Origin of the sequence: Pedobacter sp. UYP1 (assembly GCF_040547305.1) — a bacterium.
Classification (GTDB): domain Bacteria; phylum Bacteroidota; class Bacteroidia; order Sphingobacteriales; family Sphingobacteriaceae; genus Pedobacter.
In genome coordinates this window covers 300,488-326,998 of sequence record NZ_JBEPPL010000001.1, presented here as the reverse complement: position 1 = coordinate 326,998, position 26,511 = coordinate 300,488, and the positions used below count along the sequence as shown (strand labels likewise).

Genomic DNA, 26,511 nt, shown 5'->3' with positions numbered 1-26,511 from the left:
CTTAAGCGATTAAAAATAAAAATTAACGGTGGAGGTTAAGGATTTTTAACGTGATGTGATCTTTTAAACCATTGAAAAATTTCTTCAGTACTTTGTCAAACACAGGATTACTGTCCGGAATTTCCGAAAATAAAGTCATACAAGATTTTAGCTTCAGGTCATCGGGGCTACTAAATACCTGGTGCGCATCATTGGTTTCCAGTGAAAGTAATGTATTACAAGTCAAAATCAGTCTGGGGCCAAGCACCCGGTGCTGCAAAAATTCAGTTGCCTCCTGCAGATCTTTTATTCCATAATATTTGGAATTTTCAGTAAAACCAAGACCCTGGATTTGCGGGAAAATATACCACATCCAGTGGGTTATTTTCTTTCCATTTTGAATTTCGCCAAGCGCAGTTTGGAATACTCCTTTTTGAGCAGTTATAAATCTTTCCAGATCGTGTGGTTTCATGTTAGTAAATAATATAGTTGATTTTTGAACGCTTTAGCTCCGCTTACCTGGTTTACTGAAGGTATTAAGGTAAACATTTTTTTCTAAAAACTTTTGTTAAATTACGGTGTTCACGCCTAGATAAACATTAAATCTTATCCCTATGAAAAAAGAAAGTAAAAGCACGAATCCTAATGAAACCAGCAGATCACCACTCGAAGATCCAACAAAAAAATATTTCAAACCACCATTTAAAGAACAAACGCAGCCCTGGCCAGGATTAGCATCAAAAATGTCTCCTGTACCGGACCACGGGGAGCAAAGCTATGTTGGTTCTGGCAGACTCACAGGACGTAAAGCACTCCTGACCGGTGGTGACTCTGGTATAGGAAGAGCCGCTGCTATTGCCTATGCAAGAGAAGGAGCAGATGTTGCCATTAACTATTTGCCTGAAGAAGAATCAGACGCTAAAGAAGTTATTGAACTGATCAAAAAAGAAGGTCGTAAAGCGATAGCCATTCCTGGCGATATAAGAGACGAGAACTTTTGTACGAAACTTATTAAAGACGCTGTAAAGGGACTTGGAGGATTAGATATTCTAGTCAACAATGCGGGCAGGCAACAAAGCCATGCATCTATTCTGGATCTCAGTACGGAAGAATTTGACTGGACGATGAAAACTAATATTTACGCGCCGTTCTGGATTACAAAAGCCGCCTTACCTCATCTTAAACCCGGATCCTCTATTATTGTTACTACCTCGGTTCAGGCTACAGATCCTTCTGCAGATCTCTTTGATTATGCGCAAAGTAAGGCTGCGAATACAAGTTTCGTGAGGTCAATGGCAAAACAGCTTGGCCCTAAAGGTATCCGTGTTAATGGTGTTGCACCAGGACCAATCTGGACAGTACTGCAGGTTACCGGAGGTTCTACTGTAGAGAAAGTAAAGCAATTCGGTAAAGAGACCCCTCTGGGCAGACCTGGCCAGCCTGCAGAGCTAGCTTCTATCTATGTACAGCTGGCAGTCAATGATGCCAGTTATTCAACCGGACAGATTTACGGCGCAGCAGGAGGGAGTGGCCAACCTTAACTATTCCGGGCAATCCAAAGCAGGATTGCCCGGCTATTTCTAAAATCAATTCAAAAAATCCCTGATCGCATTGACGAGTTCTTCTGGTTTTTCAGCAAGCATAAAATGTCCACTATCTTCGACCTTAACTAACTTTAGATTTGTTGCATACCCAGGCAGGGAATTTTTTAACAGTTCATATCCACTGGCACCTATTGCCAGTACAGGCATGTCAAGTTTCTGATATGACTTGCTATCTTCTATATCTTGTGGAAAAGCTTGATACCAAGCATTTGACGCTCTTATACCGGCATTACTATCATAAGCAAACGCATATACAGCTTTGTCAAACTCACTGATGCTGGTCTGATCCTCCAGTAAGGTTTTGAAAATCCAGTCCAGTACGATAAACATCCGGCCTGCAAGTAATTGTTCAGGTAATTCTTTGATTTGATTGAAAGCCAGCCACCAAGGATAAACATAACTTGCTCCTAAGATCGGAACCATAGGAAGCTGGTACATTTGCGGGTCTGGATGTGGTGTATCTAAAATAATCAATTTTGAAGTTAGCTCAGGAAAATTGACGGCAAAGCTAAAAGCAACATGAGCTCCAATATCATGGCCACCAATATTAACTTTTTCATAACCTAGCTTTTTGACAAGTTCACAGATATCTTTGGCCATACTCTTTTTATCATAGCCAGCTGTTGGTTTCTCAGAACTACCCATTCCCCGGATGTCTACTACAATAACGTGATAATTTGCGGCAAGCACCGGCATTATTTTATGATAAGCCCACCAAGTCTCCGGCCAGCCAGGAAATAATACCAGCGGCTGTCCTTCTCCACCTTCTACATAATGCAGATTTATTCCGTTTACCTCCAGATAATGGTTTTGAAATCCCGGAAGCGATTTTATAAGTTCGTCGTCTGAATATTGCATTTTAATAAATTATTGATGTTTTCAATTGTGAATACAATAGTAAAAACTATTTTTGTAAGCTGCAAGTATGTAGTATACTACATGGTTCGCATTTATTTTTATATTCAAGAACATGAAATTAATTAATCAGCTCTCTAAAGAAACAGGAATACCTATTGGTACCATCAGATTTTATGAAAAATCGGGTTTATTTAGCGGTGAAAAGAAGCAGGAAGTGACAACCAATAATTATGTTTATTATGGAGATGATGTTGTTGAAAAATTAAGATTTATACAGATGGCGAAAGCGGTAGGCTTTACACTGGCTGAAATCAAAGAAGTTGTTGATGCCTGGTATAAAAAACAAATCAGCAAAAAAGCAAAACTTGAAGTTCTGGACAGAAAATTAGTACAAATAGATGATAAAATCAAAGAGTTAAAAGCCGTAAAAAAGCAAATTGCACTATGTAAGTTTAATATTGAAAACGGAATTGGCCCGGATAATAATTAAGATTGATTTTCAAAGCTTCCGCAATAGACACATTTTGAAACCTCATCGCTCATGACATCTTTAAAGACTATAAATACCTCTGAAAGGTGTCAGAATAATGTCTGAACAAGATAACGAAAAAAAACACTGATAGTCAATAGGTTACACTAAGCTAAATTCGCCCGTTTTTAGGGTGTATTCTCCGTCTTTTTCTTACCTTCCCACCATGATAAAACCTTTCACGGCAGACGTTTCCCAACAAGTTCTGGATGATTTAAAACAAAGACTAAATTTGACCCGATGGCCGGATGAAATAATAGCATCTGACTGGAATTATGGGGCTAATCTCTCTTATATGAAAGAATTGATAGCCTATTGGAGGGATACATTTGACTGGCGAAAAGTTGAAAATGAGATTAATACTTATCCAAATTTCATAGCTGATATTGATGGGCATCAGGTACATTTTATGCATATTAAAGGTAAAGGAAAGCAATCAGTTCCATTAATTATTACCCACGGATGGCCAGGATCATTTCTGGAGATGATGAAACTGATACCTCTGCTGACAGAAAATCCTGACAACTCTTTTGATCTGGTTATTCCTTCCATTCCAGGCTTTGGTTTTTCAAGTAAAGCAGTTCATCCGGGTTGTAACAGCGAATTTGTAGCAGATCTCTGGCATCAACTCATGACAGGGCTGGGCTATCAGCATTATGGCGCTCAGGGTGGTGACATTGGTGCTGGTGTGAGTTCCTGGTTGTCTTTAAAATATCCTGAGCATGTAATTGGCTTACATCTAAACTATATCTCCGGCTCTTATAAAGCTTATCTACGAGAAGGAGAACAGCTTTCTGAAGAAGTTGTGGCTTTTCAGAAAACAGGAGCAGAGTGGTCGGCTAAAGAAGGTGCATATGTTCAAATCCATAGCACAAAACCTCTGACTGCGGCCTATGGTTTAAATGATTCTCCGGCTGGGTTGTGCGCATGGATCATTGAAAAATTTAATAGCTGGAGCGATAATAACGGGAATATTGAAAATGTTTTCACTAAAGATGAACTGCTTGCAAATGTCACTTTATACTGGATCACGCAAACTATCCATTCCTCTATGCGGATTTATAATGAAAACAGTAAAAAACCATTGGCTTTTGGCAAGAATGACTTTATAAAAGTACCAGTTGGGTTTGCTGAATTCCCAAAAGAATTGCCTACACCGCCGCGTGCTTATGTTGAAAAAAGCTTTAACATTCAGCACTGGACTTCTATGCCAGCAGGTGGACATTTTGCAGCAGCAGAACAACCCGTATTATTAGCAGATGATCTGATAAGTTTCTTCTCAAAATTGGATAAAAAGCTGTTTTAAATAGTATAATTAATGTTCTAAATTGCGCAATGAATCGAATAGACCGTCTTTCTGCTATCCTTATTCAATTACAGTCGCGTAGAATTGTGAGGGCCAGGGATATTGCGGACCGCTACCTCATTAGTTTACGAACTGTCTATAGAGATATCAGCTCTTTGGAAGAAGCAGGAATTCCTATCATAGGAGAATCCGGGATTGGTTACTCTTTGGAAGCAGGTTACAGATTACCTCCTGTCATGTTTACGCGCGAAGAAGCAACAGCACTGATTACTGCAGAAAAATTAGTAGCCCAGGTTACCGAAGCCACACATGCCAGTTTATTTTCTACTGCATTAGATAAAATCCGGGCTGTACTTGAACCCGCAGATAAAGATTACCTGAGCCGTATGGAGGGCAAAATAGAGGTCGTACAGCAAACTTTTCCTCAGGAAGGCGTGACACAAAATGATATTTTGAAAATTGTACTGGCCGGTCTTGGAAATCATCTGGTCATGAAGATGAATTATTTTACACAGGCTAAACAAGAGGAAACAAAGCGGACCATAGAGCCTGTAGGCATATTTTATGTGAATCGTTACTGGCATTTATTTGCTTTCTGCAGGGAGAAAAACGATTACAGGGATTTTAGATTTGACCGGATCAGGCAGGTCTCCTTAACTGACGTTAAATTTAAAACACAGCATCCTGATTTAAAGAGTCTTTTAAATGCGCAGTATGAAGCTATCAAACTTGAAGAAGTAACTTTGCTGGTTTCCCCACAAGGTGCCTTGCAAATCAGCGATTCAAAGTACTATTTTGGTTACGTAGCTGAGCGCAATACAACTGCTGGAATAGAAATGGAATTTTTAACAATGTCTGTTGAAGGATTTGCACGCTGGTATATTTCCATTGCTGACTATGCAACAATTCTTCATTCCGATCCCTTAAAAATAAGCGTGAAATCATTATTTGCTTCCATCACCGAAACCGTGAAAACTATTTAAAAACTTGCTGACACAAGGCTGTCACAGCTTGAATGTTTCTTTGCAGTATTAAAATTAAAAGAAACACAAGATGAAAACAGCATTAAATGCGAACTACAGTCAAGATGCAACCAGGGATGAAGAACTGGTCAAATTAATCCCAGGATTTACAAATAGAAACGCAATTGTTAACGGGATCAATCTGCATTATGTGGAAGGTGGACAGGGGCACCCACTAGTCTTGATTCCAGGATGGCCGCAAACCTGGTGGGCATTTCATCATATGATGCCTGCCTTAGCAGAGAAATTTCATGTGATTGTTGTGGACATCAGAGGAATGGGAAGCAGTGATAAACCAGAAACTGGTTATGATAAGAAAACAATGGCTAAGGACATCTTTGAACTCGTTCAAAAATTAGGTTATGATGAAGTTAATATTGGAGGACATGATATCGGAGCTCAGGTAGCTTTTAGTTTTGCCGCGAATCATCCTGAAGCAACTACTAAACTGATTGTCCTTGATACACCACACCCGAATGCTGGTATGTATTATATCCCATTGATCCCGTCTCAGAATAATTCGTTGACTAGTGATCAGCCTCAAAATCACATGTGGTGGATGGCCTTTAATCAAATAAAGGGCTTACCAGAAGAACTTCTGATTGGCCGTTCAAACCTAGTTCATAATTATGTTTTTAAATATGCTGCTGTGGATGAAAGTACGATTAGTGAATTTGACCGTGCGGTTTATCTGGCAGCTTATGACAATGCAGACGGTATCCGTGCGGGTAACGGATGGTACCAGACTTTTGCACAAGACATTGAAGACAATAAGGAATACGCCGCTTTAGCTATGCCGGTAATCGGTATTGGTGGCAGTGGTTATGAATTACTGGCCAGAGAATTACCTCCCTTTGCAATTGATTTGAAATTGGCAAAAGTTGAAGGAAGCGGGCATTTCATTATGGAAGAAAATCCTGAGAAAACTACAAAGCTGATCCTGGAATTCCTAAAATAGGGCCTTTATGCAACCCTTTCTTTTTTAAGAAAGGGTTGTTTTATCAACATTCAATTATTTAAACTACAAATAGTATTCAATTCAAATGACTTCAAAAAAAAATACCGCAATGGTATTTATTTTGGTAACTCTCCTTATAGATTTTACCGGATTTGGAATTATTATTCCCGTTTTACCCAGATTAATCCAGAACCTGACTGGTGGGGATATCAGTGTTGCTGCAGATTACGGCGGATATTTAATGGCCGCTTACGCTCTTGCTCAATTTATCTTTTCGCCTGTTCTGGGCGGACTAAGTGATAAATTTGGAAGGCGCCCCATCTTATTAATCTCTTTATTTGGCCTGGGCATAGATTATATTTTTCTTTCTTTCGCACCTTCCGTGTTTTGGTTATTTGCTGGACGTATCATAGCGGGCATTGCCGGTGCCAGTGTCAGTACTGCATTGGCTTACATTGCAGATATTTCGGAACCCGCACAAAAATCCAGAAACTTCGGACTGGTAGGGGCTGTTTTTGGAATTGGTTTTATCCTGGGGCCAGTTATAGGCGGGCTCTTTAGTATTTTTGGATTGAGGGTTCCTTTTATGATTTCGGCTGGCCTGGCTTTGGTCAACTGGTTATATGGTTATTTTTTATTGCCAGAATCTTTATCAGCAGAAAATAGAAGAGACTTTTCCTGGAAAAGGGCAAATCCTGTTGGCGCATTTGCAAATATTGCCAAATATAAGGCGATAGTGGGGCTGCTGATCACGTTATTTTTACTTTATATTGCTAACCATTCAGTTAATTCCAACTGGTCTTATTATGTCATTGAGAAATTCCACTGGGATTCAACGATGATAGGCTATTCATTAGGAGTGGTTGGCTTGCTTCTTGCACTCGTTCAAGGCCTGTTAATCAGATTTGTTGTCTCAGAAAGTCAGCAAAAACTGGCCATTTACTATGGACTTATCTTATATAGTATGGTGTTTCTTTGTTTTGCATTTGCAGCCAGTGGGACCTGGTTCATGCTCTTTATTTTACCTTATGGGCTGGCCGGAATTGGTGGCCCCGCGATGCAGAGTTTAATTTCAAATCAGGCCGCTCCAAATTCCCAGGGAGAATTACAAGGGATTATAACTGGTTTACAAAGCCTGGCCGCAATTATTGGCCCCTGGATTGTCAGTCACATCTTTGTTTATTTCATCGGATCAGCTGCGCCTGTATATTTTCCTGGTGCACCTTTTATTTTTAGTGCTGTTTTAACCTTGATCGGATTAATTATTGCTTTCAAAACGATTAGAAAGCATTACTAAATCTCACTTTCGAAGCAACCTATACTGATCCGAATTATGAAAACGTAAAAGGAGTTGATGGGCTTGCAGCGCTGGCTTACAGTTCATTGGAAACTATGCCTTCAAGAAAATTTTATATTGAAGCTTTACCAGACTACCACCACCATGTTGGACGTTATAGCTGGAAAGTTAATTTGGCCGGAGAGACCAGAACAGGGTTCGATTATTTTGAATTCAATGAAGATTATCAAATACACGTCTGGTAAGTTTCTTTGGGCCGTTGGGATAAAGCTTCAGGAGCCGTAAATTTGAATTCAATCTATTATTAAATGTACGAGCTCTTTTTTGAAAACCTCGACAAACATATCAAACTTGAAAATTCAGAAATACTGCAGATCACGAGTAAACTTAGGTCAAGTAAGCTGAAGAAAAACGAGAGTTTACTGAAAGCGGGTGAGGTTTGTAAACATATCTATTTTGTAAATAAAGGGTGTTTTAGCTTGTTCTATCATACTGAGGCGGGAGAAGAGCATAACATTATTTTTTTGTCCGGAGAATTGGTGGTGCGCTGATTTGAGCATTTTTGCATCAGGTCAAAAGTCATTTTATGCGATCGCTTTGCTGGAGGAAACTGAAGTGTTTTTTCTAGCGCAGGAGGTATTGGAGAATTTATATACAGCGGTTCCAAAACTCGAAAAGTTCTTCCGGATATTATATCAAAACGGTTTTAGTTTATACCAGCGGAGGATTACTAAAATCCTTTCAAAGCCAGCAAATAAACGCTACATGGTTTTTAAAAAACAGTACCCCGGATTAGAACAGGATTTCTCAAAAGCAGATTGCATCTTATTTGGGGATTACACCGGTTTTTTTAGCATGATCAGAGGAAATAATATGATAAGCGAAAAGAACATAATCAGGAAAAAGAAATAACTAGATTTTGTAAACCCAGAGTTCTTCAAAAATGAAGTCGGGAGAGAAGGTATCAGTAAGCTGTTCAAAATCATCTTGTTCTTCTGGCATTGAAAGGCCAATTCCCTGGATGCCATCAACTTGAACAAAGCCGGACCAGGCAATTTGTGTGGATGAATTTCTGGTGACATCGGTCACATTCATTCCTGGCCAGAGTTTACCTGCATAGGTTCCTGTAAATAATTTATTACAGGATATTGCCGTAATCAACTCTTTTTTAGGTGTATAATAAATTGTAATAAGACCTTGATTAAGAATAACCGCCGTATCAGTTTCCATTATAATTTCATCATTTGATTCTAATCGATCAAGGAAAGAACCAGCAGTCGCGCCTAAACAAACACCTCCGATTGACTGACCAGGTATGATTAAGTTATTTAATTTCATTTTTATTTTGACATAGGGGTTTTGATCCGGTTATCTATTAATACATTTCTCTACAACCCGGGGTACCGTAATACCCTGGGTTAATCAGTCCATGTTATGGTTTCGCTTTTGGCATCCGCAATATTTCTTCTTTAAATTCTTTAGTCAAAATTGGCTGTAAGTCTTCAAATTCCCAAAGTCGCATAGGTGTAATTTGGAGATGCTCTACCGGATACCAGATTTTCACATAGTTCCTGATTGCCGTTTTTGCTTTTTCGACCTCACCAGTTAATAGCAAAAGTCTTGCTGCAGACAAATGGTCATCTTCATTAGTGAGTTCTTCTGCATACTGTTCGTAGTAAGCTAAACTTTCGTCCGTATTACCTTCTTCGAACCTAAAACTCAACAGATATGCTGCTCCTTTTGGGCTATCATAGGCTAATTTGGGTTTGTATTTTTTCAACTGGGCAATAAAGCAGGGCGTATCTTTGCCATTTTTAATTATTTTTAATGGTGCCGGATCAATGGTTAAGTTTTTTTTTCCTTTGAGTTTTGCCAAATGCTGGCTCACTTGGTGTTTATAGATAGCGAGGCGATAGTCTTCCAAACCCGGTTTTTTCTTTTCAGCGAGGTATGTTTTATAGAATTTTTCTGCTCTTTGTTGAGCATTACTGCTGATGGCGGCACTGGTGTAAGCAAAGAAATGTTCAGATAATATATTCCCTGCATACCATTGTTCGTCAAATGGTAAAGCCTTTTCATCATTTGCCATTGCCAATTCGTAATTCCCTCTGAAATAGTTTATTTCAGCTAGCACAAGAGCATTCTGTGGTTCAAAGTCTTTAAATTCCTCCAGCTGTGCTAATCCGGATTCTATTTGACCACTTCTTAAAGTGTCCAGTATGTCGCGTAATTTCTTCGGTATTTTAACGATTTCCATAAAATGTCGGCTATTTCTTCCTGAGATAAATAATTCACGCAATATATTAAGAAATACGGATTGAATAAAAGATAATACAGATAGCACAAAAGATAATACACATTGAATAAAAGATAATACAGATTGAACAAATATTTACAGAAGTCTTTGTATAGGTTTGCGGCACATTAATTAGAATCGTTTTAAATAGCATTCTAAATCTTGTATAAAGCCCTTAAAAAGGGCATTTTTTCACGCATACAAACCATCATATGAAAAGAGTAATTATCAATAGGATAACTAAACTATCTGCAATGGCTCTGCTTATTTTTATATTTTCTTCTTGTGCTAAAGAATATGATATTCAACCAGATGCCCCACAAAAGCCGGTTACTTAAGAACCTTTTAAAGGAACCGTCCCTTTCAATACACTGACACGTACAACTAATTTGCAGATCACTAAAGAGGATGCGCTATATGCAGGAGTGACGCCTCCTTTCTATTACAGCCTGGAAAACAATAAAGCGATCAATCCTGACCAGGCGAAAACTGCAGATTGGGATATCGCATTTGATGGTATTTTCAACAGTTTTCTGGAAGGAAATAGCAGCACTGATAAAAGTAATAAAGGATTCAGAGGGGGAGGCAATGGCGGAATTATGATTCTCCCAATCCCTTTTGATCAGGTGACTGCTATTCCCGCTGATTCCGAATTTAAAACAAAAAGCCGTGCAGTAGGATCTGATGATGCTGGTGCATTTGGAGAAGGTGTTGGATGGTATCTCTATGATTATGGAGGAACGATCAGAGGGGGTGGTGCAATTGATAAGAAGCATGTAGCTTATGCAATGCCAGAAACCCGCACAATAATCCTGCGTACCGCAAAAGGGAATTATGCTAAAATAAAGATTATAAGCTGCTATAAGGATGTTTTAACAGTAGACAAGATGTTTAAAGATACCCCTAAAATGTTGTTGACATTCGACTTCATTCTATTGCCAAAAGGCAGCACCAAATTCTAATGATTACAATTAAAAAAATGAAACCAAATTACCTGATCTCTACATTCTGCGCCATAATAGTCTTACTGACTTCGGCCTGCACTAAATCTAATGACCCTACACCAGAGCCTGACAATAAAATTCTGGCCTATACCATAGCGTTACCTGAAAATGATATCCATGGGGTTGTTGATGACCTGGAAAAAACGATTACCGTTTGTATCCCTTTACAATATGGTTTGACATTTATTGAACCGAAGATTACGCTTTCAGCTGGCGCCAGTATTAAAACTACTGCACAACGTGTAGATATACAAGATGAGAAAACAACTTATGAGGTAACTGGTAGCGATAAAAGTGTGACCACTTACAAACTGATTATTGTTGTACAGCAGAAAACGCCGCTGGTTGTAGAGGAGCTTTCAACTGATGACATCGCAAAAATTAGCATTGGCAGTTCAATAGCTATCAGCGGAAACTTTGAAAGAACGTTATTTGATGAAGTAAAAATGACCCTGATTGCGGCAGACGGAAAAGAAACGGTGCTCTCCAAGGGTGGTGAATACGTATCTTCTGTGATCAAAAAGGACGGAAAAGTTTTTTATGCTATAGACAGGCAAATGCCGCTGGATATGCAGCCTGGTATTTATAAAGTAAGAGTGAAGTTCCTGAAGCTGGAAATAGAAATGAAAAAGCCGGTAGAACTGGTGTTCGGAAGACCAGGTTGGTTATTAGGGAATAAAATTGTGAATCAGGGGGAGACTTTTATCATTGAACGCTCTTACAGTGCCGTATTCAGGAATTTCACTGAGTTCAGTATTATGGTAAACGGGGTGAAAACATTATTGCCTATTGTGTCCTATACTTTGAGCGAAGCTGTAATCCGTGTTCCGGAAAATGTACCTCCGGGAGATTATATTCCTACTGCGTTATTTGAAGGGTTTCCGCCTAAAACAGGTTTCTCTTATGTCACAGTCAGAGCAAAAGTTGAAAATTAGAATTAACCAGCACTTGCATTTAAATCACTAATAAAATCATGAAATTTATATATAGTAAATTAAGAGTACACCAATTGTATTCAGTTTATGGATACTCTTAACTATCTTTTCCTCTTGTAAAAAAGAGGACAGTAAAATTTATACCACAGCTATCTTGAGTTTTGTCACTAAGGATGCGACAGGAGAGGCTATCAAAGGGGCCATTACAGCAAGTAATGAAATTTATTTCTATTGGCCACCAGAACAAAAGCTGCCGGATAGTATTGCCCCGATCATCAAGCTATCCGAAGGAAGCACGGTGATACCAGCTTCTGGAACAAAGGTTTTGTTCAATGAAAAAACTTCTTTCAGCGTCACAGGACATGATGGAAGTGTTGAAACTTATAAGCTTAAAATTTCACCTTACGATCCTGAACCATTTATTAAATCGGTAGGTTTTTCGGCCAATAATCTATTCATTTATCCTGCGTCTGAATTTTATGAATATAACTTAATTGAGATCGAAAATGCAGGTATCAATGAAGGAATCACAGCTGTGAACCAAAAAATCGAACTTTTTCTGGTTGATGCAAATAATGTGGATGTTCCACTGAAGATGATTAATAAGGAAGATGTACCTGAGAAACAGCTGAAAAGCTACTTAAGCTGGTTGGATAGTCAGAAAGGGACTTTCTTTGTCTCTGTGAACAAGGTTGAAGCCGGAGTTTATAAAAAGATCAAACAGAAGTATAATAATCACGTGGTATACTTTGATAAAAATATCAATGTTAAAGTGAGGAAATAGGTTAAAAGCTTCAGGTGCTAAGAGCCTCCCATTTTTGAGTTGCGGGGGGCTTTTGCTGTTTAATTTACCGGTTATCCAGCCAGTTCAGGAACAAAGTCGCTTTATCTTTACCAATGATCAGCTGTTCGGTGGTAGAGATAGTCAGTTTAACGACCAGTTTGCGGGCAAAGTAATGTTCTACTTCTTTAACAGCAGTATAGCTGATCAGATATTGCCGGTTAATGCGGAAGAATTGCTTTGGATTCAGCACTTTATAGAGTTCTTCCAATGATTGTGAAATTCCATATTCTTCACCGGTAATAGTGACCAGTGTTGTACTTTCATCGCGGATATAAAAGCAAGCAATATCATGAGTTTGTATAGTGTTGTATTTATTGTTTTTAAAGACCAGAAATCCTGTTTTACCAGTCGGATCCGGAGCACTTAATAAGTTATTAATTTGAATGGAAGCTTTTTCATTGACCTGGAAAAAGTTTTGCAACATAGTTACCTTTTCAAATGCACTTTGCAGACTATCCGCAGAGAAAGGTTTTAAAATGTAATCAATACCGTTTGCCTTAAAAGCATCCATTGCATACTCATCAAAAGCTGTACAAAATATCACAGGCGCAAGCACCTGTGTTTGCTTAAAGATCTCGAAACAATTTCCATCGGCCAGTTGAATATCCATGAAAATAAGATCTGGAGTGGCATGCACTGAAAGATAAGCAACCGCTGTTTTAACACTTTGGATGGTTGCTGCAATTTGAGCAGTGGGCTTGATGGACAAGATCATTTTAGCCAATGCTTTGGCCGTCTTGATCTCATCTTCTATAATTACAATGGACATCATAGCAATGGAAGTTTAACAGTAAATGAATTGGCTGTTTCATCTATTCCTATGTTTTTATGCATTAAATGCTGATAGCGCTGGTTTATGTTTTCCAGTCCCATTTTTAATGAAGGTTCAGTATTTGTTTTTAACTGCAAATTGTTTTTAACGCAAAGCATATCTTGTTTGATATACAAAGAGATAGTTAATGGTTGTTCAAGTGAAACTACGTTATGTTTGATGCAATTTTCTATCAATAGCTGCAGGGTGAAAGGTGGAATTAAGGAGGTTGCATAGGCTATAGGTATCTGATCCTCAAAATCAATTCCTTCTTCAAATCTGGCACTTAACAGAAACATATAGGAGCGTAAAATGCTTAATTCTTCTGCCAATGGAATCAGGTCTTGTTTGCGTTTTTCGAGGGTAAATCTATAAAAATCTGAGAGATTTAAAATAAACTCTGTACTATGCTTGTCCTCCATTTCAACCATTGATTTTAGCGTATTCAGGCTGTTAAAAAGGAAGTGTGGATTAACCTGCTGTTTCAATGATTCATATTGCGCACTCAGGTGGTCGGCTTTAACATGCTCCAGCTCCAGCTCGATTTTATGATGTCTATAAGTTTGATATAAAAAATAGAGGAACATGTATATAGTCAGATTAATTAGTATCCCCCTGAATTGATACATTAAAATCATCGCCTGAAAATGATACTTTGGGAATAATAACTGATGAAGAATCACAAGGATCAGCATCAGGACTATTCCGAAAGAAACACTATAAAGAAGCCTGAGATTAAAAAATCTGTTGGTTACGCGTATACTTGAAAATTTAGGGAGTCCATAAATATTATAGTACCAGATAGCCAGAGAAAATAAAAAAGCTATAACGGCATCGACCGCCAATTCTACAGGCGTTACATGCAGCTGCAGGATTTTTGGTATGGAGGCTAGTATGCCCATAAATAAGGAGCTAAACCAAATGATTTTTGCGGAAACAAAGAAAACTGATTTATTAAGGAGACCTGATTTATTACCTGAATAGTTGATTTTATTTGCTGGCATAAACTGATTTAAGGCATTACTGAAGCTTTTTGTGCTAAGATATATTTTATCCTTGTTTTTTCGGTCAGCGGATCTGTCTGCCATTTGTCTTTATAAATTTTATAGGAAGTATCGAACGTCTTCCCATTAGCCTTTGTAGCGATCATCTCGACACTTTGAAATTGTCCGGGAATTTTTGCGCCGAACCATCTTTCATCGTCTTGTTGTTTCCAGCTGACCAAGGCAAACACCATACCTCCAATGACGCTGTCTCCTTTGGATTTTGTATAGTTCAAGGCCCGCTCATTACCATATAGAGTTGACATGGTTGCTTCTTTTTTGTTGCTCATGGAGGTAATTACCTTCAGGCCCATTTGATTGAAGTTTAGTTTTTGCGGCAGTGTTGCCGCATCATTTAACTCACCTGCATGGTTGTTTTGTTGTTTGCAGCCCATTGCAATTAGCAAGAGCAGGATAAAAGCTGAATATTGAGGTTTAAATCGCATAACTTAATGTTTAACTGGAAGGGTGAATACGAAATCATTGTTAGCTACAGGGCGGTGACAGTTGACACATTCTGTTGCGTATCCTATGTTTTTACCATAAGGCAGCAATTTCATTGTTTTAAATCTTGCCCAGCCCCAACCTTTTGTGGTCTTATATTTATCGCTGTCTTTGATCATGTATTCGACTTGTTTGAATGCGCCAGCTTTAACACTCCCATCGGCATCTTGTAATTTATCCCAGGCAACTTTAGCGAAAACAGTTCCTTCTGGCCAGGGATTAATGTGATGTTCAGCTATCGCTTTAATGGCAATAGGATTTCCAAAGATCACGCGCATCGTGTTGTTATCAATCCGGTCTGTTGTACTAACTACTTGCCAGTTTTTATAGTCCGGTTGATAAGGAATGCCGGTCAGGGTTTTGGGTATTTCTTCTGCTTTAAGGTGCTGTGCATTCCAGCTGTTGAATTGTTTAGCTGCAGTATTGAGCAGGGCAGTATCAGCAGGGTGATCTTTAATCATAGCAGCTACATAGTTCTTGACGATGGCTATCTCAGCAGGATTCAGGTTAGCCGGACGATGCAGGAGCTGATAGCTTTTTAAGGGCATAGTCCCGGTAGTTATCTGGTTAAGGATTTCAAAAAGCTTTGCCTTTTGATCTCCGGGAGCCATATTACCCCATTGGGAAAAGTTAAGTCCTGCTTTACCTTCTTTAATATCTGCCAGGGCAATACTATAGGCTGGTTGAAGATGATCAAACCACTTCAGGTCTGTTTCATTAGAATGGCAGTCATAGCAGGCTGCTTTTAAGATGGCCTTTACATTTTCGGGCCCGTCAAAATCTGCGCTTACTGGTTCTTTTTTTAATTCAGGCCTGAAGAGTTGAAGGATACCAAAACAAAGCAGCAGGATAACTAATACCTGCGTTGTTCTTCTTTTATAAAAGGGTTGATTCATGGTTTCTATTGTTTCTACTATATAAATCTACCTAAATGTGAAGCTTTATAAAAGGGGAAAATGGGGACGTTGGCGAAATCGTCCGGGAACCGGACAAATGCTGTCGTCATGAATTAAACGCAACAATAAAATCTGCATTAAAATCTTAAAACTCTTTTTGGGGGATACTGTTCTTAAATCAATTAAAAAGGAGAAATCATCTGTATATGGAAATATTAAAAAGGAGCATTGGTGTGAATTTTAACGCTGATAACGGGGCAGTAATTAAAGTTTGGGCGCCGGACGCGACTCAGGTTTCCATTGATACCGGAACATTACAACTGGAGCTTAAGCCTGCTCTGGGCGGATATTGGTCGCTCAGCACCACACTGATTAAACCTGGTGATTTGTACTGGTTTATAATAGATAAAGAGCAGCGTTTGGCTGATCCGGCATCTTTAGGTCAGCCTTATGGCGTACATGGTGGTTCTCTCGCGATTAACGCTGCTTATAACTGGACAGACTCTTCCTGGGAGAACATTCCTTTAAAGAACTATATTTTTTACGAAATACATACTGCTGCTTTCAGTGATGAGGGTACTTTTAAGGGGATTATAAATCAAATTGATCATTTAGTTGAACTGGGAATTACAGCGATTGAGCTTATGCCGGTTGCTTCGTTTCCGGGAAAGAGGAATTGGGGATATGATGGTGTTTTCGCTTTTTCGGTACAGGAATCTTATGGGGGAGCGGCCGGATTGCAGGAATTAGTTAATGTATGCCATCAAAAAGGTCTTGCAGTTGTTTTGGATGTGGTCTATAACCATGTGGGGCCTGAGGGAAATTATCTAAGCGCTTTCGGACCATATTTTACGGATAAATATAAGACACCATGGGGCAATGCCATCAACTTTGACGATCGGGGAAGTGATGGGGTCAGAAATTACTTTATAGAAAACGTACTCATGTGGTTTCGTGATTTTCACATTGATGCAGTAAGGCTAGATGCGGTTCATGCAATTAAAGATTTTGGTGCGCTGCATATTCTGGAAGAAATCAGGTGCCATACGAGTTTTCTGCTGGAGAAAACGGGGCGTAAACATTATCTGATTGCTGAATGTGATTTGAATGATCCACGCTATATTACGGCGATTGGTGAGAATGGACTGGGGATGGATGCACAGTGGGCAGATGAATTTCATCATGCTTTGCGCGTAACTGCTGGCGAGCCTGCTAAAGGTTATTATGAAGATTTTTCCGGTATACAGCATCTTGCCAAGTCCTATGCGGATGCCTATGTTTATACAGGTATGTATTCTGTGGTGCGTGAAAAAACATTCGGACGTAAACCTTTTGGAAAGACTGATGATCAGTTTGTCGTGTTTTCTCAGAATCATGATCAGATCGGCAACAGGATGCTTGGCGAACGCACCAGTACACTATTTAGTTTCGAAATGTATAAACTAATGGCTGGCGCGGTACTGTTTTCTCCTTTTTTACCTTTATTATTTATGGGAGAGGAATGGGGCGAAACTAATCCATTTCTTTACTTTGTTGACCATTCAGATCCGGAGTTGATCAAGCAGGTTAGAAATGGCAGAAAGGAAGAGTTTGCAGCCATGTTTGATCAGGGAGAAACTCCTGATCCGCAAGATGAAGCTACTTTCAATCAATCCCGGTTAAATTGGAAACTGATTGGTGAACATCGGCATGCTTGTATTTTCAATTATTATAAAAAGCTGATCAGTCTACGTCAAGAATATTTGACTTTTACTGCTCATGAAGCGCCAAAAGTCACTGTGCTGGAGGCCCGGAATTCTTTGCTGCTGGAAAGAAAATGTGCTGATCCAACTCGCCTGATCTGGTGTGTGCTTAATTTTTCAGCTGAACAATTTGAGCTCGATATCCCGGATCATATGACGCTGACCGACGAGCTCGTTAACTCCGGATCCTCAGTATGGCTTGGCCTCAGCGAACTTTCATCAGCCAATTTTAATCAACAAATTAGTGTATCTCCAGAATCTTTTATAGCTTATTCCGCTAAATATGTTTAACCCGATCTCTTCTTACCGCATTCAATTTCATGCTGGTTTTACCTTTAATGATTTTCGTAAATTAATTCCTTATTTACATCAATTAGGTGTGAAGACAATATATGCTTCACCAATTTTTACCGCTGTTCCTGGTAGCATGCACGGTTATGATGGTATTAATCCAATACAGATTAATCCCGAAATTGGTTCGGTAGCTGAGCTCAAGTTAATTGCTAAAGAGCTGGCTGCTTTGAAGATGGGATGGATACAGGATATTGTGCCAAACCATATGGCTTATGATTATCGGAATCCCTGGTTAATGGATGTGTTAAAGAAAGGCGAGAATTCAAAATATAGAAATCATTTCGATATTATCTCACCAGATTTAGCAAAAGAACCTTTAATGGCTCCTTTTCTGGGAGCTGATTTGGAGCAAGAGATTGCAGACGACAAATTTTTGTTAGTTCAGCAAAAGAAAGAATGGTTTTTAAAGTATAATGAGAGCTACTGGCCATTGCGAAACGGCACCGACTTAAAAGGTTCGATCAAGGAGATTGCTGATCAGCAATTTTACCGGTTATGTTCTTATCAGGAGAGTAATGAACGTATAAATTACCGCCGCTTTTTTACCGTGAATAGCCTGATCTGCCTGAATATGCAATCGAGGAATACTTTTGACGATTTTCATGTTTTGATCAGGACGCTTGTGGAGCAGAAGATATTCCAGGGATTACGGATTGATCATATCGACGGATTGTTTGACCCGCTTCAATATCTGGAAAATTTAAGAGCGCTTTGTGGGAAGGATGTTTATATCGTTGCGGAGAAAATTTTGGAACCAGGGGAGGTCCTTCCTCCAGTCTGGCCGATTGAGGGAACTACGGGCTATGATTATCTTGGTCTGGCTAATCAATTGTATACAAACGAGCAGGCAGAGAAAAAGTTTAATAACTTTTATGAAAGCCTGACTGAAGATAACACTTCTGTTGAAGAACAAATTCATGAAAAGAAACGTAAGATATTAAGTACTGCGATGCAGGGGGAGCTTGAAAATCTCTTCCAGCTTTTACTGGATATTATGCCAGAAGGATCAGAGCGCTTGTTAGTTGAAGATTTTGAGGCATTTAAATATATTATCTCTGAACTTTTAATCCTATGTCCGGTTTACCGTTTTTATGGAAACGCCTATCCGCTGGCTCAGGAAGAAATGGAGGCTATGGAGAAGCTATTTGCCCTATTGGAAAAAGATAAGGAGTTATTAAGGCCAGTCAAATTGATTAAAAAGGCAATGCTTTATGACAACATATATTTTTATCAAAGGATTATGCAATTCTCCGGGCCATTAATGGCCAAGGGTGTGGAGGATACTTTAATGTATACTTACAACAGACATCTGGGGAATAATGAAGTTGGGGATTCTCCAACGGTTTTTGGGCTGAAGGCGTCAGATTTTCATGAGGCTATTTTGGATAGAGCTGAAAACTGGCCATTGACCATGAATGCAACAGCCACGCATGATACAAAGCGTGGGGAAGATGCAAGAGCAAGGTTGAGCATTCTGACTGATCTGAAAGGGGAATGGCTCCAGCAGGTGAGGGATTGGAGGGCGCTCAATGTAACACATGGGGCTGCGCCTGATGAAAATGATGAATATTTTATTTATCAGACTTTGGTTTCTACCTACGATGAGCGGGAAGATCGTGAAGTATATCAAAGTAGATTTCTCGACTATATTGAAAAGGCTTTGCGTGAGGCTAAAGAGAAATCCGGCTGGGAAAATCCGGATGAGGATTATGAAGCTGCAACAATGGCATTTGTGATCAGAATATTGGATACCACAAGTGAATTCTGGACTGTATTCAGCAATTTTTTCAGAAGGCTCGCTAATTTGGGTATGGTAAAATCACTGTCTTCTTTAATTCTTAAACATGGAGTTCCGGGGATTCCTGACACTTACCAGGGTACGGAGCTTTGGGATTTCAGTATGGTAGATCCTGATAACCGAAGGGCTGTTGATTATGGATTACGCCAACAGTATATGGATGCTTTTTTAAAGAAATCATTTAGTCTCAAATTATTGTGGCAGGAAAGTTCGGCGGGAGAAATCAAGCTGTTGATTTTGCAGAAATTACTAAAATTCAGAGCAGATTATGCTGAATTATTCAGGTTTGGATTATATGTTCCTTTAAAGATTACGGGTTTGCATGCTGCTGATTTTATTGCTTTTGCACGCAGATATAAAACAGAATGGGCCATATTTGTTGTGCCTGTAAATGTAGTATCCTTATTAAATGACCGGAAGAGTTTACATTTTGAGTTAGGTGATACTCAGGTTGTTTTACCTGCGGATGCCCCTTGTTCGTACATAGAGTTGATTGAAAGCCAACCTTGTAAAGTCGGGAATAATGTTCTTTTATTACAGGATATTTTTAAATCAGTACCGTTTGGGGTGCTGCATCAAAAAGCTGAGCATCAGGAAAGGGGAGCTGGGGTGTTAATGCATATTACTTCCTTACCTTCTGCATTTGGTATTGGTGACATCGGACCGGAAGCCGTTAATTTTCTGGATTTTCTAGCGTCTTGTGGTCAAAAATATTGGCAGATATTACCTTTAAATCCTGTTTTAGCTTCGCAGGCTTACTCTCCTTATGCCTCCAGCTCAGTAATGGCTGCGAATCCTATTTTAATTAGTCCGGAGCTGTTGATGAAAGATGGTTTACTGGAGCAGGGAGATTGGAAAGCAAAGCAACCAAAGGTCAAAAGAAATGTCAAGTTTGTTTCAGCTGTTCACGAGAAAAAGATTTTGCTAAACTTGGCTTATCAGCGGTTTAAACAAAAATCTGAGGTCGAAGATCAGGAATTTTTAGATTTTTCTTCGAATGAAGCTTATTGGCTGGAAGATTATGCGCTATATGAAGTATTAAAAAACCTGAATGCCGATAGGCCATGGTATGAATGGCCAAAGGGATTAAAAAATAAGGAGTTGCCTGCCTTATCGGAAGTTAAAGATCAGTATGCAGACGAAATAAATGAGGTGAAATGGTATCAATTTATATTTTTCAAACAGTGGAATGAGTTGAAGATACACGCGGTTAGCTTAAATATTAAGTTGATTGGGGATCTGCCGTTTTATGCGGCGCTGGATTCTGCTGATGTGTGGTCAAATCAGGGTTTATTTGAAATTAGTTCTTCAGGAGAGATGAAGGCAGTTGCAGGAGTTCCGCCAGATTATTTTAATGCTGATGGACAACTTTGGGGCATGCCAATCTACAATTGGAAAGCAATGGAAAGGTCCAAGTATGATTGGTGGGTACAAAGGATCAGAAGGAATATTGATTTATATGATTTAATTCGTCTGGATCATTTCCGCGCATTTTCGTCCTATTGGGAAGTTCCCGAAGGAAGTAGTTCTGCAAAGTTTGGCAGCTGGAAAAAAGGGCCGGGCAGACTTCTTTTTGATGCTTTAGTAGCAGAGTTTGGAACTATACCAATTATCGCAGAAGATCTGGGAGAAATTGATGCTGAAGTTGTATCACTTCGTGATCATTATCAGCTGCCTGGTATGAAGGTATTACAGTTTGCTTTTGGGGAAGATAGTTCAGCGTCTGTTCATGCACCTCATAATTTCACCTCGGTAAATTGCCTGGTCTATACGGGAACACATGATAACAATACAACCAGAAACTGGTATGAAAAAGATATTGACAAGGACGATAAAGCGAGAATTGCAAGTTATACCGGGTTGAAGGTTTTTAAGGGAAACATCACGCAGGTATTGATCAGGTTAGCTTATGCATCAACAGCCAATGTCGCAATTGTTCCGATACAGGATATTTTGAATAAAGGCGCGAAAGCAAGGATGAACGTTCCTGCATCGGTTAAGCGGAACTGGGTATGGAGAGTTAAATCAAAAGAATTAAATGATACTGTACGTGTTTACTTGCATGATTTGATTAAATTATACGGACGTTAGTATATGGAATTAAGAAGTGAAATAGAACCACAATTGGATATTGCTGAAAAACATTATCCAGAGATCCTGAAGCTTATTTTAGCTTATATTGGTTTTTGTGATGAAAATGGCGATGAAGATACTAGTGAATACAAAAAGCTGGAAGAAAAATTACATCAGCTTACGCAAAAGGATATGGCCCAGTTTAACCTGAGCGAGTGGTGGGAGGAAGAGGGAGCGGAAGTTTTATCATTTAGAATTAGCTTGCCCGATCCTTTGCTTGTTAAAGATATAAAAAAAGAGGAATTGGCAGAGATTCTTAATCGGATTGCGGATTTTAAACAACCTGATAAGAATGCTGATGACCTCACGTTTAAAGATCAGTTCAGTTTTTATCTGGACAGTTATTATCATCGGTTTTTAGCCTTGAATTTTAAAGCTTATAACTATAATAAGCTATTTACAAAGCAAAAGGACAACGAGAAAAAGGAATTTTGGTATACTAAAAATGAAAAGACAGCACTGCTTTGGAATGGTGGAAAGCATTAGCTATTCCAAAGCTGCAGTTGCTTCGACTTCAAACAAAATATATCTTTGTCCATAAGAATAATCAATCCAATGTTTGAAATTCTCAAACATTGGATTGATTTTGTTAAATTAATGCGCTGGGAAACAGCATACTTTTGTATCATAATATGTTATTCACAACTGAAAACAAATAAGATGACAACAACAGCAATTAAAATCGCATTAATAACAGGTGGTAGCCGTGGACTCGGCCGTAATACAGTGCTTAATCTGGCTAAAAGGGGTGTTCATGCTATCTTCACTTATAATTCTGCTAAAGATGAGGCAGCTGAGGTAGTAGCGCTTGCTCAACAAAATGGAGTTAAAGCAATTGCTTTGAAATTGGACACTGGCAATTCCGGATCATTTGATAGTTTCGTAGCCCAGGTACAAGCAGCATTAAAAGAGATGGGGGCGGAAAGGTTTGATTACTTAGTCAACAATGCCGGAATATCTCACCATAATTCTATCGCTAAAACTACGGAGGATGAGCTTGATTTACTCTATAATGTTAATTTTAAGGGTGTTTTCTTTTTGACTCAAAAACTCTTACCGCTAATTAATGATGGAGGAAGTATCGTAAATTTATCAACAGGCCTGACCCGTTTTTGTGTCCCTGACAGTGGTCCGTATGCCTCACTTAAAGGTGCAATTGAGGTACATACACGTTACCTTGCTAAGGAATTAGGCCCACGTGGGATCAAAGTTAACGCGGTAGCTCCCGGCGCAATTCAAACTGATTTTAGTGGCGGTATGGTCCGGGACAATCCGGAAGTTAATCAATTCGTTTCCAGTATTACGGCGCTTGGACGTGCAGGATTACCTGAGGATATAGGACCTATGATTGCCTCTTTATTATCTGATGATAACCGTTGGGTTACCGGGCAGCGTATTGAGGTTTCAGGTGGTACGCTCTTATAGAACATCCCCACATAACTATTTACTATATTTGAAATTGTAAAATGCGATGACCATGGATACTTCACTGGATGATTTTTATAAAAGGAACGGAGCGCCTCTTCCAGAAGGTATTACACGTGAAATCGGGCATTTTAATGTTTTTGAAAGTGAGAAGCTTTTTAATAAAAGTGATGGCACCCGTATCATGCCCTATAGTCGTCGGGCTTATTACAAGATAAGCTGGCTTCGGGGTAAGAGCAGGGCAGAATATGCCGATAAGGTAATTGATGTTCAGGGGAGTGCCTTATTATTTGCTACTCCAAAAATCCCATACCACTGGGTTCCTGAAAACGCAGACCAAACTGGTATGTTCTGCATTTTTACACCAGATTTCTTTTCGGGAGGAAAAAGTGGGGTGCTACTGGACGAGTTGCCAATCTTTCAGCCTGGTTATACGCCTGTTTTTCAACTTTCAGCAGAGGCAATAACGGAGATCGAATATATTTTCCGGAAGATTTACCGGGAAATGGGAACTGATTATAAATATAAGTACGATTTGTTACGCAACCTCGTGCTGGAATTGATCCACTACGGTCAGAAATTACAGCCGATGTCGGCACTTAGCAATTCTCAAAATGCTTCGGAACGCATTTCTTCTTTATTTATAGAACTGTTGGAAAGACAGTTTCCACTTGAATCTATACATCAGAGGTTAAGTCTGCGCACGGCAAAAGATTACGCTGATCGTTTAGCTGTGCATGTTAATCACCTGAACAAGGTATTAAAGGAGGTTACAGGAAATACAACGACAAATTTAATCAGTAAAAGAGTAACTCAGGAAGCAAAAATCTTACTGAAACAAACGAATTGGAACATTGCAGAGATTTCTTATGTGCTGGGGTTTGATGATCTTGGACAATTTTCTAACTACTTTAAAAAACAAACCTCTTTTTCACCGACGTCCTTCAGGGTCGACCCAATACTTGTAGAAAAGCTATGAATTTAAACTGATGCGAGGTTAATTGTCTCCAGTTTATCAAAAAGATTTTCGAAAGCAGGTTCGCTATTCCCTGTCCCTGATTGGTTACCATTCATCGCGTCCTGAAGTCTTTCACTCAACAAGGGAAGGTTATCCGCTAAGTTTTGATAGATTAGTATGAGAGGTAATGGTAAAATATCAGGTGGTGGTATAAATTGACTATGTGTGTTGTGAAGTATAGCTAATACATCTTTTAAGGCACTATCAAAGCTTCCAAAGTTTGATGAGGTGTTTAAAGTATCAGCTGATATTGACATACCACCTTGTTTTAATTCCTTTAACATATCAAGATATGGAATGCGGGATCTTAGTGTTAAAGATGTTTGTATGTTCTGAAGTAATCTATTTGCGAAATCTGTTCCTGTCATCTAATTGGTCATTTGCTTTTTAAAGCTATTTGGACTCACGCCAACTTCTTTTTTAAATAATCGTGAAAAATAAGATAAATTTTCAAAACCCAGGGCATAAGCAATTTCAGATATATTTTGATCTTTAGCAATCAGTCTGTTTTTTGCCTCAGAAATCAGGTAAATATGAATATGCTCCAATGCGGTTTTTCCGCTTTCTACTTTTAACAGGTTACTTAAATAACCTGGTGATATGTTTAGTTTTTCTGCGATAGAATTGACTGAGGGCAGTCCTTTACTATCTAAAAATCCATTTGCAACATAATGCTCTAGTTCTTCATTGAATTTTGTGACTGTTCTTGCCGAAATATCAGTACGATTGATAAACTGTCTTTTATAAAAACGTTGCGCATATTTTAACATGGTATCAATATTCGCCAGAATGATCTCCCTGCTATATTCATCCTGGTTATCACAATATTCATTTTCAATTTTGTGATACAATTCCCAGACAGTTTTTTCTTCCCTGGGAGAGAGGTGTAGCGCTTCATTGATTTCGTAATCGAAGTAGTGATATTTCTTGATTTCCTGATGAAGGGAATGACCATTTAAAAAATCTTCATGGATAAATATAAGGAAAGCTTCTTCTTCGAGTTCAAGATCCCGCATTTCGATTACTTGCCGTGGTTTAAAAAACAGCATTGAACCGCATTCATGGTCATATTTTGTGCGCCCGTATTTAATCACACCAGCCAGAACTTTCTTCAGACCTATTACATAAAAGTCAGTCGTAAATTCCCGGTCACCAATGGTACAAAGCTGACTATTACATTCGTAAATGCTGAATAGTGGATTTTCAGGTGGTGGAAATCCGTTTTCTTTATGTAATTCACTAAGGACTTTATAATGTTTCATGGCTGAAATAATAAAGCACAATCTACAAAATTATGGTTGTAGATTGTGCAGGTGTACTGATTAGTGTCCGTGAGCGGCTACAGCCACATCTTTCCAAGTTTCAAATTCGGCAAGACGTTGTGTGTAGACTTGTTGAACTGCTGGATATGCGATTTTACCAAGCAAGAAATGTAATGGTGGGTTTTCACTATCAATTAATTTAAGAAATGCTGGTGTGGTTGTTTCCGGATTGCCCCAGCTTTCTGGTGTTGCTCCTTCTGAAAAGGCCTTTTTAAGCGGATTATAAACTTCATTAGCTTCAGTTTGAATGGCTGATGCTCCTGACCAGTCTGTAGAAAAACCATTAGGTTCAATCAGGCTTACGTTTATTCCAAAGCTTTTGACTTCGGTTGCCAGAGTTTCACTCAGACCGTTGACAGCGTATTTTGAGGCATTATAAAGACCTAAAACAGGCAAGGTAATTAAACCCAGGAAGCTGGAAACTTGAATAATATGTCCGCTGTGTTGTGCTCTCATGATTGGAAGAACAGCCTGACTAAGCCAAAGTACACCGAAAAAGTTGGTTTCCATTTGTGCACGTGCTTGTTGTTCTGTTGTTTCTTCAATAGCTCCGAACAAACCAAAGCCAGCGTTGTTAACCAATACATCGATCCTGCCAAAATGAGCTTTAACTTTTTGAACGGCTTCGAAACAAGCTTCTCTATCATCAACATTCAATTTAATTGGGAAAACTGAGCTTCCAAATTCTGAAACGAGATCGTTTAAGTCTTCAATATTTCTTGCAGTTGCAGCAACTTTATCGCCACGTTTTAAAAGGGCTTTAGCCCATAATTTACCAAAGCCGCGTGAGGCACCGGTGATTAAAATTATTTTTGACATCACTTATTTGTTTA

General features: G+C 39.0%; 27 protein-coding genes. 16 read left to right on the top strand and 11 right to left on the bottom strand.

Annotation, left to right across the window (positions count from 1 at the left end):
• Nucleotides 1–22 precede the first annotated feature (22 nt).
• Nucleotides 23–451 (bottom strand): DUF1810 domain-containing protein, encoded by a 429-nt coding sequence (locus ABIB30_RS01390; protein ID WP_354298955.1) that lies wholly within the window; start codon nucleotides 449–451, stop codon nucleotides 23–25.
• A gap of 142 nt (nucleotides 452–593) precedes the next feature.
• Here ABIB30_RS01390 and ABIB30_RS01385 point away from each other — a divergent pair, with 142 nt between their 5' ends.
• The gene (locus tag ABIB30_RS01385; RefSeq protein ID WP_354298954.1) at nucleotides 594–1,520 is read left to right on the top strand and encodes an SDR family oxidoreductase; all 927 of its coding nucleotides are present in this window, start codon (nucleotides 594–596) and stop codon (nucleotides 1,518–1,520) included.
• A 45-nt stretch (nucleotides 1,521–1,565) separates the two neighbouring features.
• Here ABIB30_RS01385 and ABIB30_RS01380 read toward each other — a convergent pair whose 3' ends face one another.
• Nucleotides 1,566–2,441, bottom strand: a complete 876-nt coding sequence (locus tag ABIB30_RS01380) for an alpha/beta fold hydrolase (protein ID WP_354298953.1) — start codon at nucleotides 2,439–2,441, stop codon at nucleotides 1,566–1,568.
• Nucleotides 2,442–2,553: 112 nt separating this feature from the next.
• Here ABIB30_RS01380 and ABIB30_RS01375 point away from each other — a divergent pair, with 112 nt between their 5' ends.
• The 7 genes from ABIB30_RS01375 (at nucleotide 2,554) to ABIB30_RS01345 (ending at nucleotide 8,104) form a co-directional block, all read left to right on the top strand.
• Entirely contained in the window at nucleotides 2,554–2,931 is a 378-nt protein-coding gene (locus ABIB30_RS01375) for a MerR family transcriptional regulator (RefSeq protein WP_354298952.1), read from the top strand.
• Nucleotides 2,932–3,136: 205 nt separating this feature from the next.
• Nucleotides 3,137–4,276: an epoxide hydrolase family protein gene (locus ABIB30_RS01370; RefSeq protein WP_354298951.1), complete on the top strand. Its 1,140-nt coding sequence runs from the start codon at nucleotides 3,137–3,139 to the stop codon at nucleotides 4,274–4,276.
• A 29-nt stretch (nucleotides 4,277–4,305) separates the two neighbouring features.
• Nucleotides 4,306–5,259: a helix-turn-helix transcriptional regulator gene (locus ABIB30_RS01365; protein WP_354298950.1), complete on the top strand. Its 954-nt coding sequence runs from the start codon at nucleotides 4,306–4,308 to the stop codon at nucleotides 5,257–5,259.
• A 70-nt stretch (nucleotides 5,260–5,329) separates the two neighbouring features.
• Complete coding sequence (locus tag ABIB30_RS01360) at nucleotides 5,330–6,256, top strand: alpha/beta fold hydrolase (RefSeq protein ID WP_354298949.1); 927 nt, start codon at nucleotides 5,330–5,332, stop codon at nucleotides 6,254–6,256.
• Between the two features lie 85 nt (nucleotides 6,257–6,341).
• Nucleotides 6,342–7,553 (top strand): TCR/Tet family MFS transporter, encoded by a 1,212-nt coding sequence (locus ABIB30_RS01355; protein ID WP_354298948.1) that lies wholly within the window; start codon nucleotides 6,342–6,344, stop codon nucleotides 7,551–7,553.
• Between the two features lie 95 nt (nucleotides 7,554–7,648).
• Nucleotides 7,649–7,798 (top strand): hypothetical protein, encoded by a 150-nt coding sequence (locus ABIB30_RS01350; protein ID WP_354298947.1) that lies wholly within the window; start codon nucleotides 7,649–7,651, stop codon nucleotides 7,796–7,798.
• A 63-nt stretch (nucleotides 7,799–7,861) separates the two neighbouring features.
• Entirely contained in the window at nucleotides 7,862–8,104 is a 243-nt protein-coding gene (locus tag ABIB30_RS01345) for a cyclic nucleotide-binding domain-containing protein (protein WP_354298946.1), read from the top strand.
• 361 nt (nucleotides 8,105–8,465) lie between these two features.
• Here the strand turns inward: ABIB30_RS01345 and ABIB30_RS01340 are convergent, their stop codons facing one another.
• Both ABIB30_RS01340 and ABIB30_RS01335 read right to left on the bottom strand, forming a co-directional pair.
• A complete protein-coding gene (locus ABIB30_RS01340) occupies nucleotides 8,466–8,891 on the bottom strand; it encodes a hypothetical protein (protein ID WP_354298945.1) in 426 nt (141 codons plus the stop codon).
• 94 nt (nucleotides 8,892–8,985) lie between these two features.
• Nucleotides 8,986–9,810, bottom strand: a complete 825-nt coding sequence (locus ABIB30_RS01335; RefSeq protein WP_354298944.1) for a hypothetical protein — start codon at nucleotides 9,808–9,810, stop codon at nucleotides 8,986–8,988.
• Between the two features lie 428 nt (nucleotides 9,811–10,238).
• Between ABIB30_RS01335 and ABIB30_RS01330 the strand changes: the two genes are divergently transcribed.
• The 3 genes from ABIB30_RS01330 to ABIB30_RS01320 all read left to right on the top strand — a co-directional run bounded on the left by ABIB30_RS01330 (nucleotide 10,239) and on the right by ABIB30_RS01320 (nucleotide 12,572).
• Entirely contained in the window at nucleotides 10,239–10,811 is a 573-nt protein-coding gene (locus ABIB30_RS01330) for an HmuY family protein (protein WP_354298943.1), read from the top strand.
• A 17-nt stretch (nucleotides 10,812–10,828) separates the two neighbouring features.
• The gene (locus ABIB30_RS01325; protein WP_354298942.1) at nucleotides 10,829–11,788 is read left to right on the top strand and encodes an SGBP N-terminal domain-containing protein; all 960 of its coding nucleotides are present in this window, start codon (nucleotides 10,829–10,831) and stop codon (nucleotides 11,786–11,788) included.
• Between the two features lie 154 nt (nucleotides 11,789–11,942).
• Nucleotides 11,943–12,572, top strand: coding sequence for an SGBP N-terminal domain-containing protein (locus tag ABIB30_RS01320; protein WP_354298941.1), 630 nt, complete (start codon nucleotides 11,943–11,945; stop codon nucleotides 12,570–12,572).
• Between the two features lie 64 nt (nucleotides 12,573–12,636).
• Here the strand turns inward: ABIB30_RS01320 and ABIB30_RS01315 are convergent, their stop codons facing one another.
• The 4 genes from ABIB30_RS01315 to ABIB30_RS01300 all read right to left on the bottom strand — a co-directional run bounded on the left by ABIB30_RS01315 (nucleotide 12,637) and on the right by ABIB30_RS01300 (nucleotide 15,886).
• Nucleotides 12,637–13,404: a LytR/AlgR family response regulator transcription factor gene (locus ABIB30_RS01315; protein WP_354298940.1), complete on the bottom strand. Its 768-nt coding sequence runs from the start codon at nucleotides 13,402–13,404 to the stop codon at nucleotides 12,637–12,639.
• Complete coding sequence (locus ABIB30_RS01310; protein ID WP_354298939.1) at nucleotides 13,401–14,345, bottom strand: sensor histidine kinase; 945 nt, start codon at nucleotides 14,343–14,345, stop codon at nucleotides 13,401–13,403. The genes ABIB30_RS01315 and ABIB30_RS01310 overlap by 4 nt, the downstream gene beginning before the upstream one ends.
• Before the next feature lie 110 nt (nucleotides 14,346–14,455).
• A complete protein-coding gene (locus ABIB30_RS01305) occupies nucleotides 14,456–14,932 on the bottom strand; it encodes a hypothetical protein (RefSeq protein ID WP_354298938.1) in 477 nt (158 codons plus the stop codon).
• 3 nt (nucleotides 14,933–14,935) lie between these two features.
• A complete protein-coding gene (locus ABIB30_RS01300) occupies nucleotides 14,936–15,886 on the bottom strand; it encodes a heme-binding domain-containing protein (protein WP_354298937.1) in 951 nt (316 codons plus the stop codon).
• 206 nt (nucleotides 15,887–16,092) lie between these two features.
• Between ABIB30_RS01300 and treZ the strand changes: the two genes are divergently transcribed.
• The 5 genes from treZ to ABIB30_RS01275 all read left to right on the top strand — a co-directional run bounded on the left by treZ (nucleotide 16,093) and on the right by ABIB30_RS01275 (nucleotide 24,317).
• Entirely contained in the window at nucleotides 16,093–17,919 is a 1,827-nt protein-coding gene (treZ, locus tag ABIB30_RS01295) for a malto-oligosyltrehalose trehalohydrolase (RefSeq protein WP_354298936.1), read from the top strand.
• The gene (gene treY, locus ABIB30_RS01290) at nucleotides 17,912–21,871 is read left to right on the top strand and encodes a malto-oligosyltrehalose synthase (protein ID WP_354298935.1); all 3,960 of its coding nucleotides are present in this window, start codon (nucleotides 17,912–17,914) and stop codon (nucleotides 21,869–21,871) included. The genes treZ and treY overlap by 8 nt, the downstream gene beginning before the upstream one ends.
• Before the next feature lie 3 nt (nucleotides 21,872–21,874).
• On the top strand, nucleotides 21,875–22,399 hold the full coding sequence (locus tag ABIB30_RS01285) for a hypothetical protein (RefSeq protein WP_354298934.1): 525 nt from the start codon (nucleotides 21,875–21,877) through the stop codon (nucleotides 22,397–22,399).
• Nucleotides 22,400–22,573: 174 nt separating this feature from the next.
• Complete coding sequence (locus ABIB30_RS01280) at nucleotides 22,574–23,338, top strand: SDR family NAD(P)-dependent oxidoreductase (RefSeq protein WP_354298933.1); 765 nt, start codon at nucleotides 22,574–22,576, stop codon at nucleotides 23,336–23,338.
• A gap of 52 nt (nucleotides 23,339–23,390) precedes the next feature.
• Nucleotides 23,391–24,317 carry a helix-turn-helix domain-containing protein gene (locus ABIB30_RS01275; RefSeq protein ID WP_354298932.1) on the top strand — a complete coding sequence of 309 codons (927 nt, stop codon included), beginning with the start codon at nucleotides 23,391–23,393 and terminating at the stop codon, nucleotides 24,315–24,317.
• Nucleotides 24,318–24,319: 2 nt separating this feature from the next.
• Here the strand turns inward: ABIB30_RS01275 and ABIB30_RS01270 are convergent, their stop codons facing one another.
• The 3 genes from ABIB30_RS01270 to ABIB30_RS01260 form a co-directional block, all read right to left on the bottom strand.
• Nucleotides 24,320–24,613: a hypothetical protein gene (locus ABIB30_RS01270; RefSeq protein ID WP_354298931.1), complete on the bottom strand. Its 294-nt coding sequence runs from the start codon at nucleotides 24,611–24,613 to the stop codon at nucleotides 24,320–24,322.
• Nucleotides 24,614–24,724: 111 nt separating this feature from the next.
• Nucleotides 24,725–25,618: a helix-turn-helix domain-containing protein gene (locus ABIB30_RS01265; RefSeq protein ID WP_354298930.1), complete on the bottom strand. Its 894-nt coding sequence runs from the start codon at nucleotides 25,616–25,618 to the stop codon at nucleotides 24,725–24,727.
• Nucleotides 25,619–25,678: 60 nt separating this feature from the next.
• Nucleotides 25,679–26,497 carry an SDR family NAD(P)-dependent oxidoreductase gene (locus ABIB30_RS01260; RefSeq protein WP_354298929.1) on the bottom strand — a complete coding sequence of 273 codons (819 nt, stop codon included), beginning with the start codon at nucleotides 26,495–26,497 and terminating at the stop codon, nucleotides 25,679–25,681.
• Nucleotides 26,498–26,511 lie beyond the last annotated feature (14 nt).

Bases quoted from the DNA above. Each gene is read 5' to 3' on its own strand.
- ABIB30_RS01390 (WP_354298955.1), bottom strand. From the start codon at position 451: ATGAAACCACACGATCTGGAAAGATTTATAACTGCTCAAAAAGGAGTA.
- ABIB30_RS01385 (WP_354298954.1), top strand. From the start codon at position 594: ATGAAAAAAGAAAGTAAAAGCACGAATCCTAATGAAACCAGCAGATCA.
- ABIB30_RS01380 (WP_354298953.1), bottom strand. From the start codon at position 2,441: ATGCAATATTCAGACGACGAACTTATAAAATCGCTTCCGGGATTTCAA.
- ABIB30_RS01375 (WP_354298952.1), top strand. From the start codon at position 2,554: ATGAAATTAATTAATCAGCTCTCTAAAGAAACAGGAATACCTATTGGT.
- ABIB30_RS01370 (WP_354298951.1), top strand. From the start codon at position 3,137: ATGATAAAACCTTTCACGGCAGACGTTTCCCAACAAGTTCTGGATGAT.
- ABIB30_RS01365 (WP_354298950.1), top strand. From the start codon at position 4,306: ATGAATCGAATAGACCGTCTTTCTGCTATCCTTATTCAATTACAGTCG.
- ABIB30_RS01360 (WP_354298949.1), top strand. From the start codon at position 5,330: ATGAAAACAGCATTAAATGCGAACTACAGTCAAGATGCAACCAGGGAT.
- ABIB30_RS01355 (WP_354298948.1), top strand. From the start codon at position 6,342: ATGACTTCAAAAAAAAATACCGCAATGGTATTTATTTTGGTAACTCTC.
- ABIB30_RS01350 (WP_354298947.1), top strand. From the start codon at position 7,649: ATGCCTTCAAGAAAATTTTATATTGAAGCTTTACCAGACTACCACCAC.
- ABIB30_RS01345 (WP_354298946.1), top strand. From the start codon at position 7,862: ATGTACGAGCTCTTTTTTGAAAACCTCGACAAACATATCAAACTTGAA.
- ABIB30_RS01340 (WP_354298945.1), bottom strand. From the start codon at position 8,891: ATGAAATTAAATAACTTAATCATACCTGGTCAGTCAATCGGAGGTGTT.
- ABIB30_RS01335 (WP_354298944.1), bottom strand. From the start codon at position 9,810: ATGGAAATCGTTAAAATACCGAAGAAATTACGCGACATACTGGACACT.
- ABIB30_RS01325 (WP_354298942.1), top strand. From the start codon at position 10,829: ATGAAACCAAATTACCTGATCTCTACATTCTGCGCCATAATAGTCTTA.
- ABIB30_RS01315 (WP_354298940.1), bottom strand. From the start codon at position 13,404: ATGATGTCCATTGTAATTATAGAAGATGAGATCAAGACGGCCAAAGCA.
- ABIB30_RS01310 (WP_354298939.1), bottom strand. From the start codon at position 14,345: ATGGGCATACTAGCCTCCATACCAAAAATCCTGCAGCTGCATGTAACG.
- ABIB30_RS01305 (WP_354298938.1), bottom strand. From the start codon at position 14,932: ATGCGATTTAAACCTCAATATTCAGCTTTTATCCTGCTCTTGCTAATT.
- ABIB30_RS01300 (WP_354298937.1), bottom strand. From the start codon at position 15,886: ATGAATCAACCCTTTTATAAAAGAAGAACAACGCAGGTATTAGTTATC.
- treZ (WP_354298936.1), top strand. From the start codon at position 16,093: ATGGAAATATTAAAAAGGAGCATTGGTGTGAATTTTAACGCTGATAAC.
- treY (WP_354298935.1), top strand. From the start codon at position 17,912: ATGTTTAACCCGATCTCTTCTTACCGCATTCAATTTCATGCTGGTTTT.
- ABIB30_RS01285 (WP_354298934.1), top strand. From the start codon at position 21,875: ATGGAATTAAGAAGTGAAATAGAACCACAATTGGATATTGCTGAAAAA.
- ABIB30_RS01280 (WP_354298933.1), top strand. From the start codon at position 22,574: ATGACAACAACAGCAATTAAAATCGCATTAATAACAGGTGGTAGCCGT.
- ABIB30_RS01275 (WP_354298932.1), top strand. From the start codon at position 23,391: ATGGATACTTCACTGGATGATTTTTATAAAAGGAACGGAGCGCCTCTT.
- ABIB30_RS01270 (WP_354298931.1), bottom strand. From the start codon at position 24,613: ATGTCAATATCAGCTGATACTTTAAACACCTCATCAAACTTTGGAAGC.
- ABIB30_RS01265 (WP_354298930.1), bottom strand. From the start codon at position 25,618: ATGAAACATTATAAAGTCCTTAGTGAATTACATAAAGAAAACGGATTT.
- ABIB30_RS01260 (WP_354298929.1), bottom strand. From the start codon at position 26,497: ATGTCAAAAATAATTTTAATCACCGGTGCCTCACGCGGCTTTGGTAAA.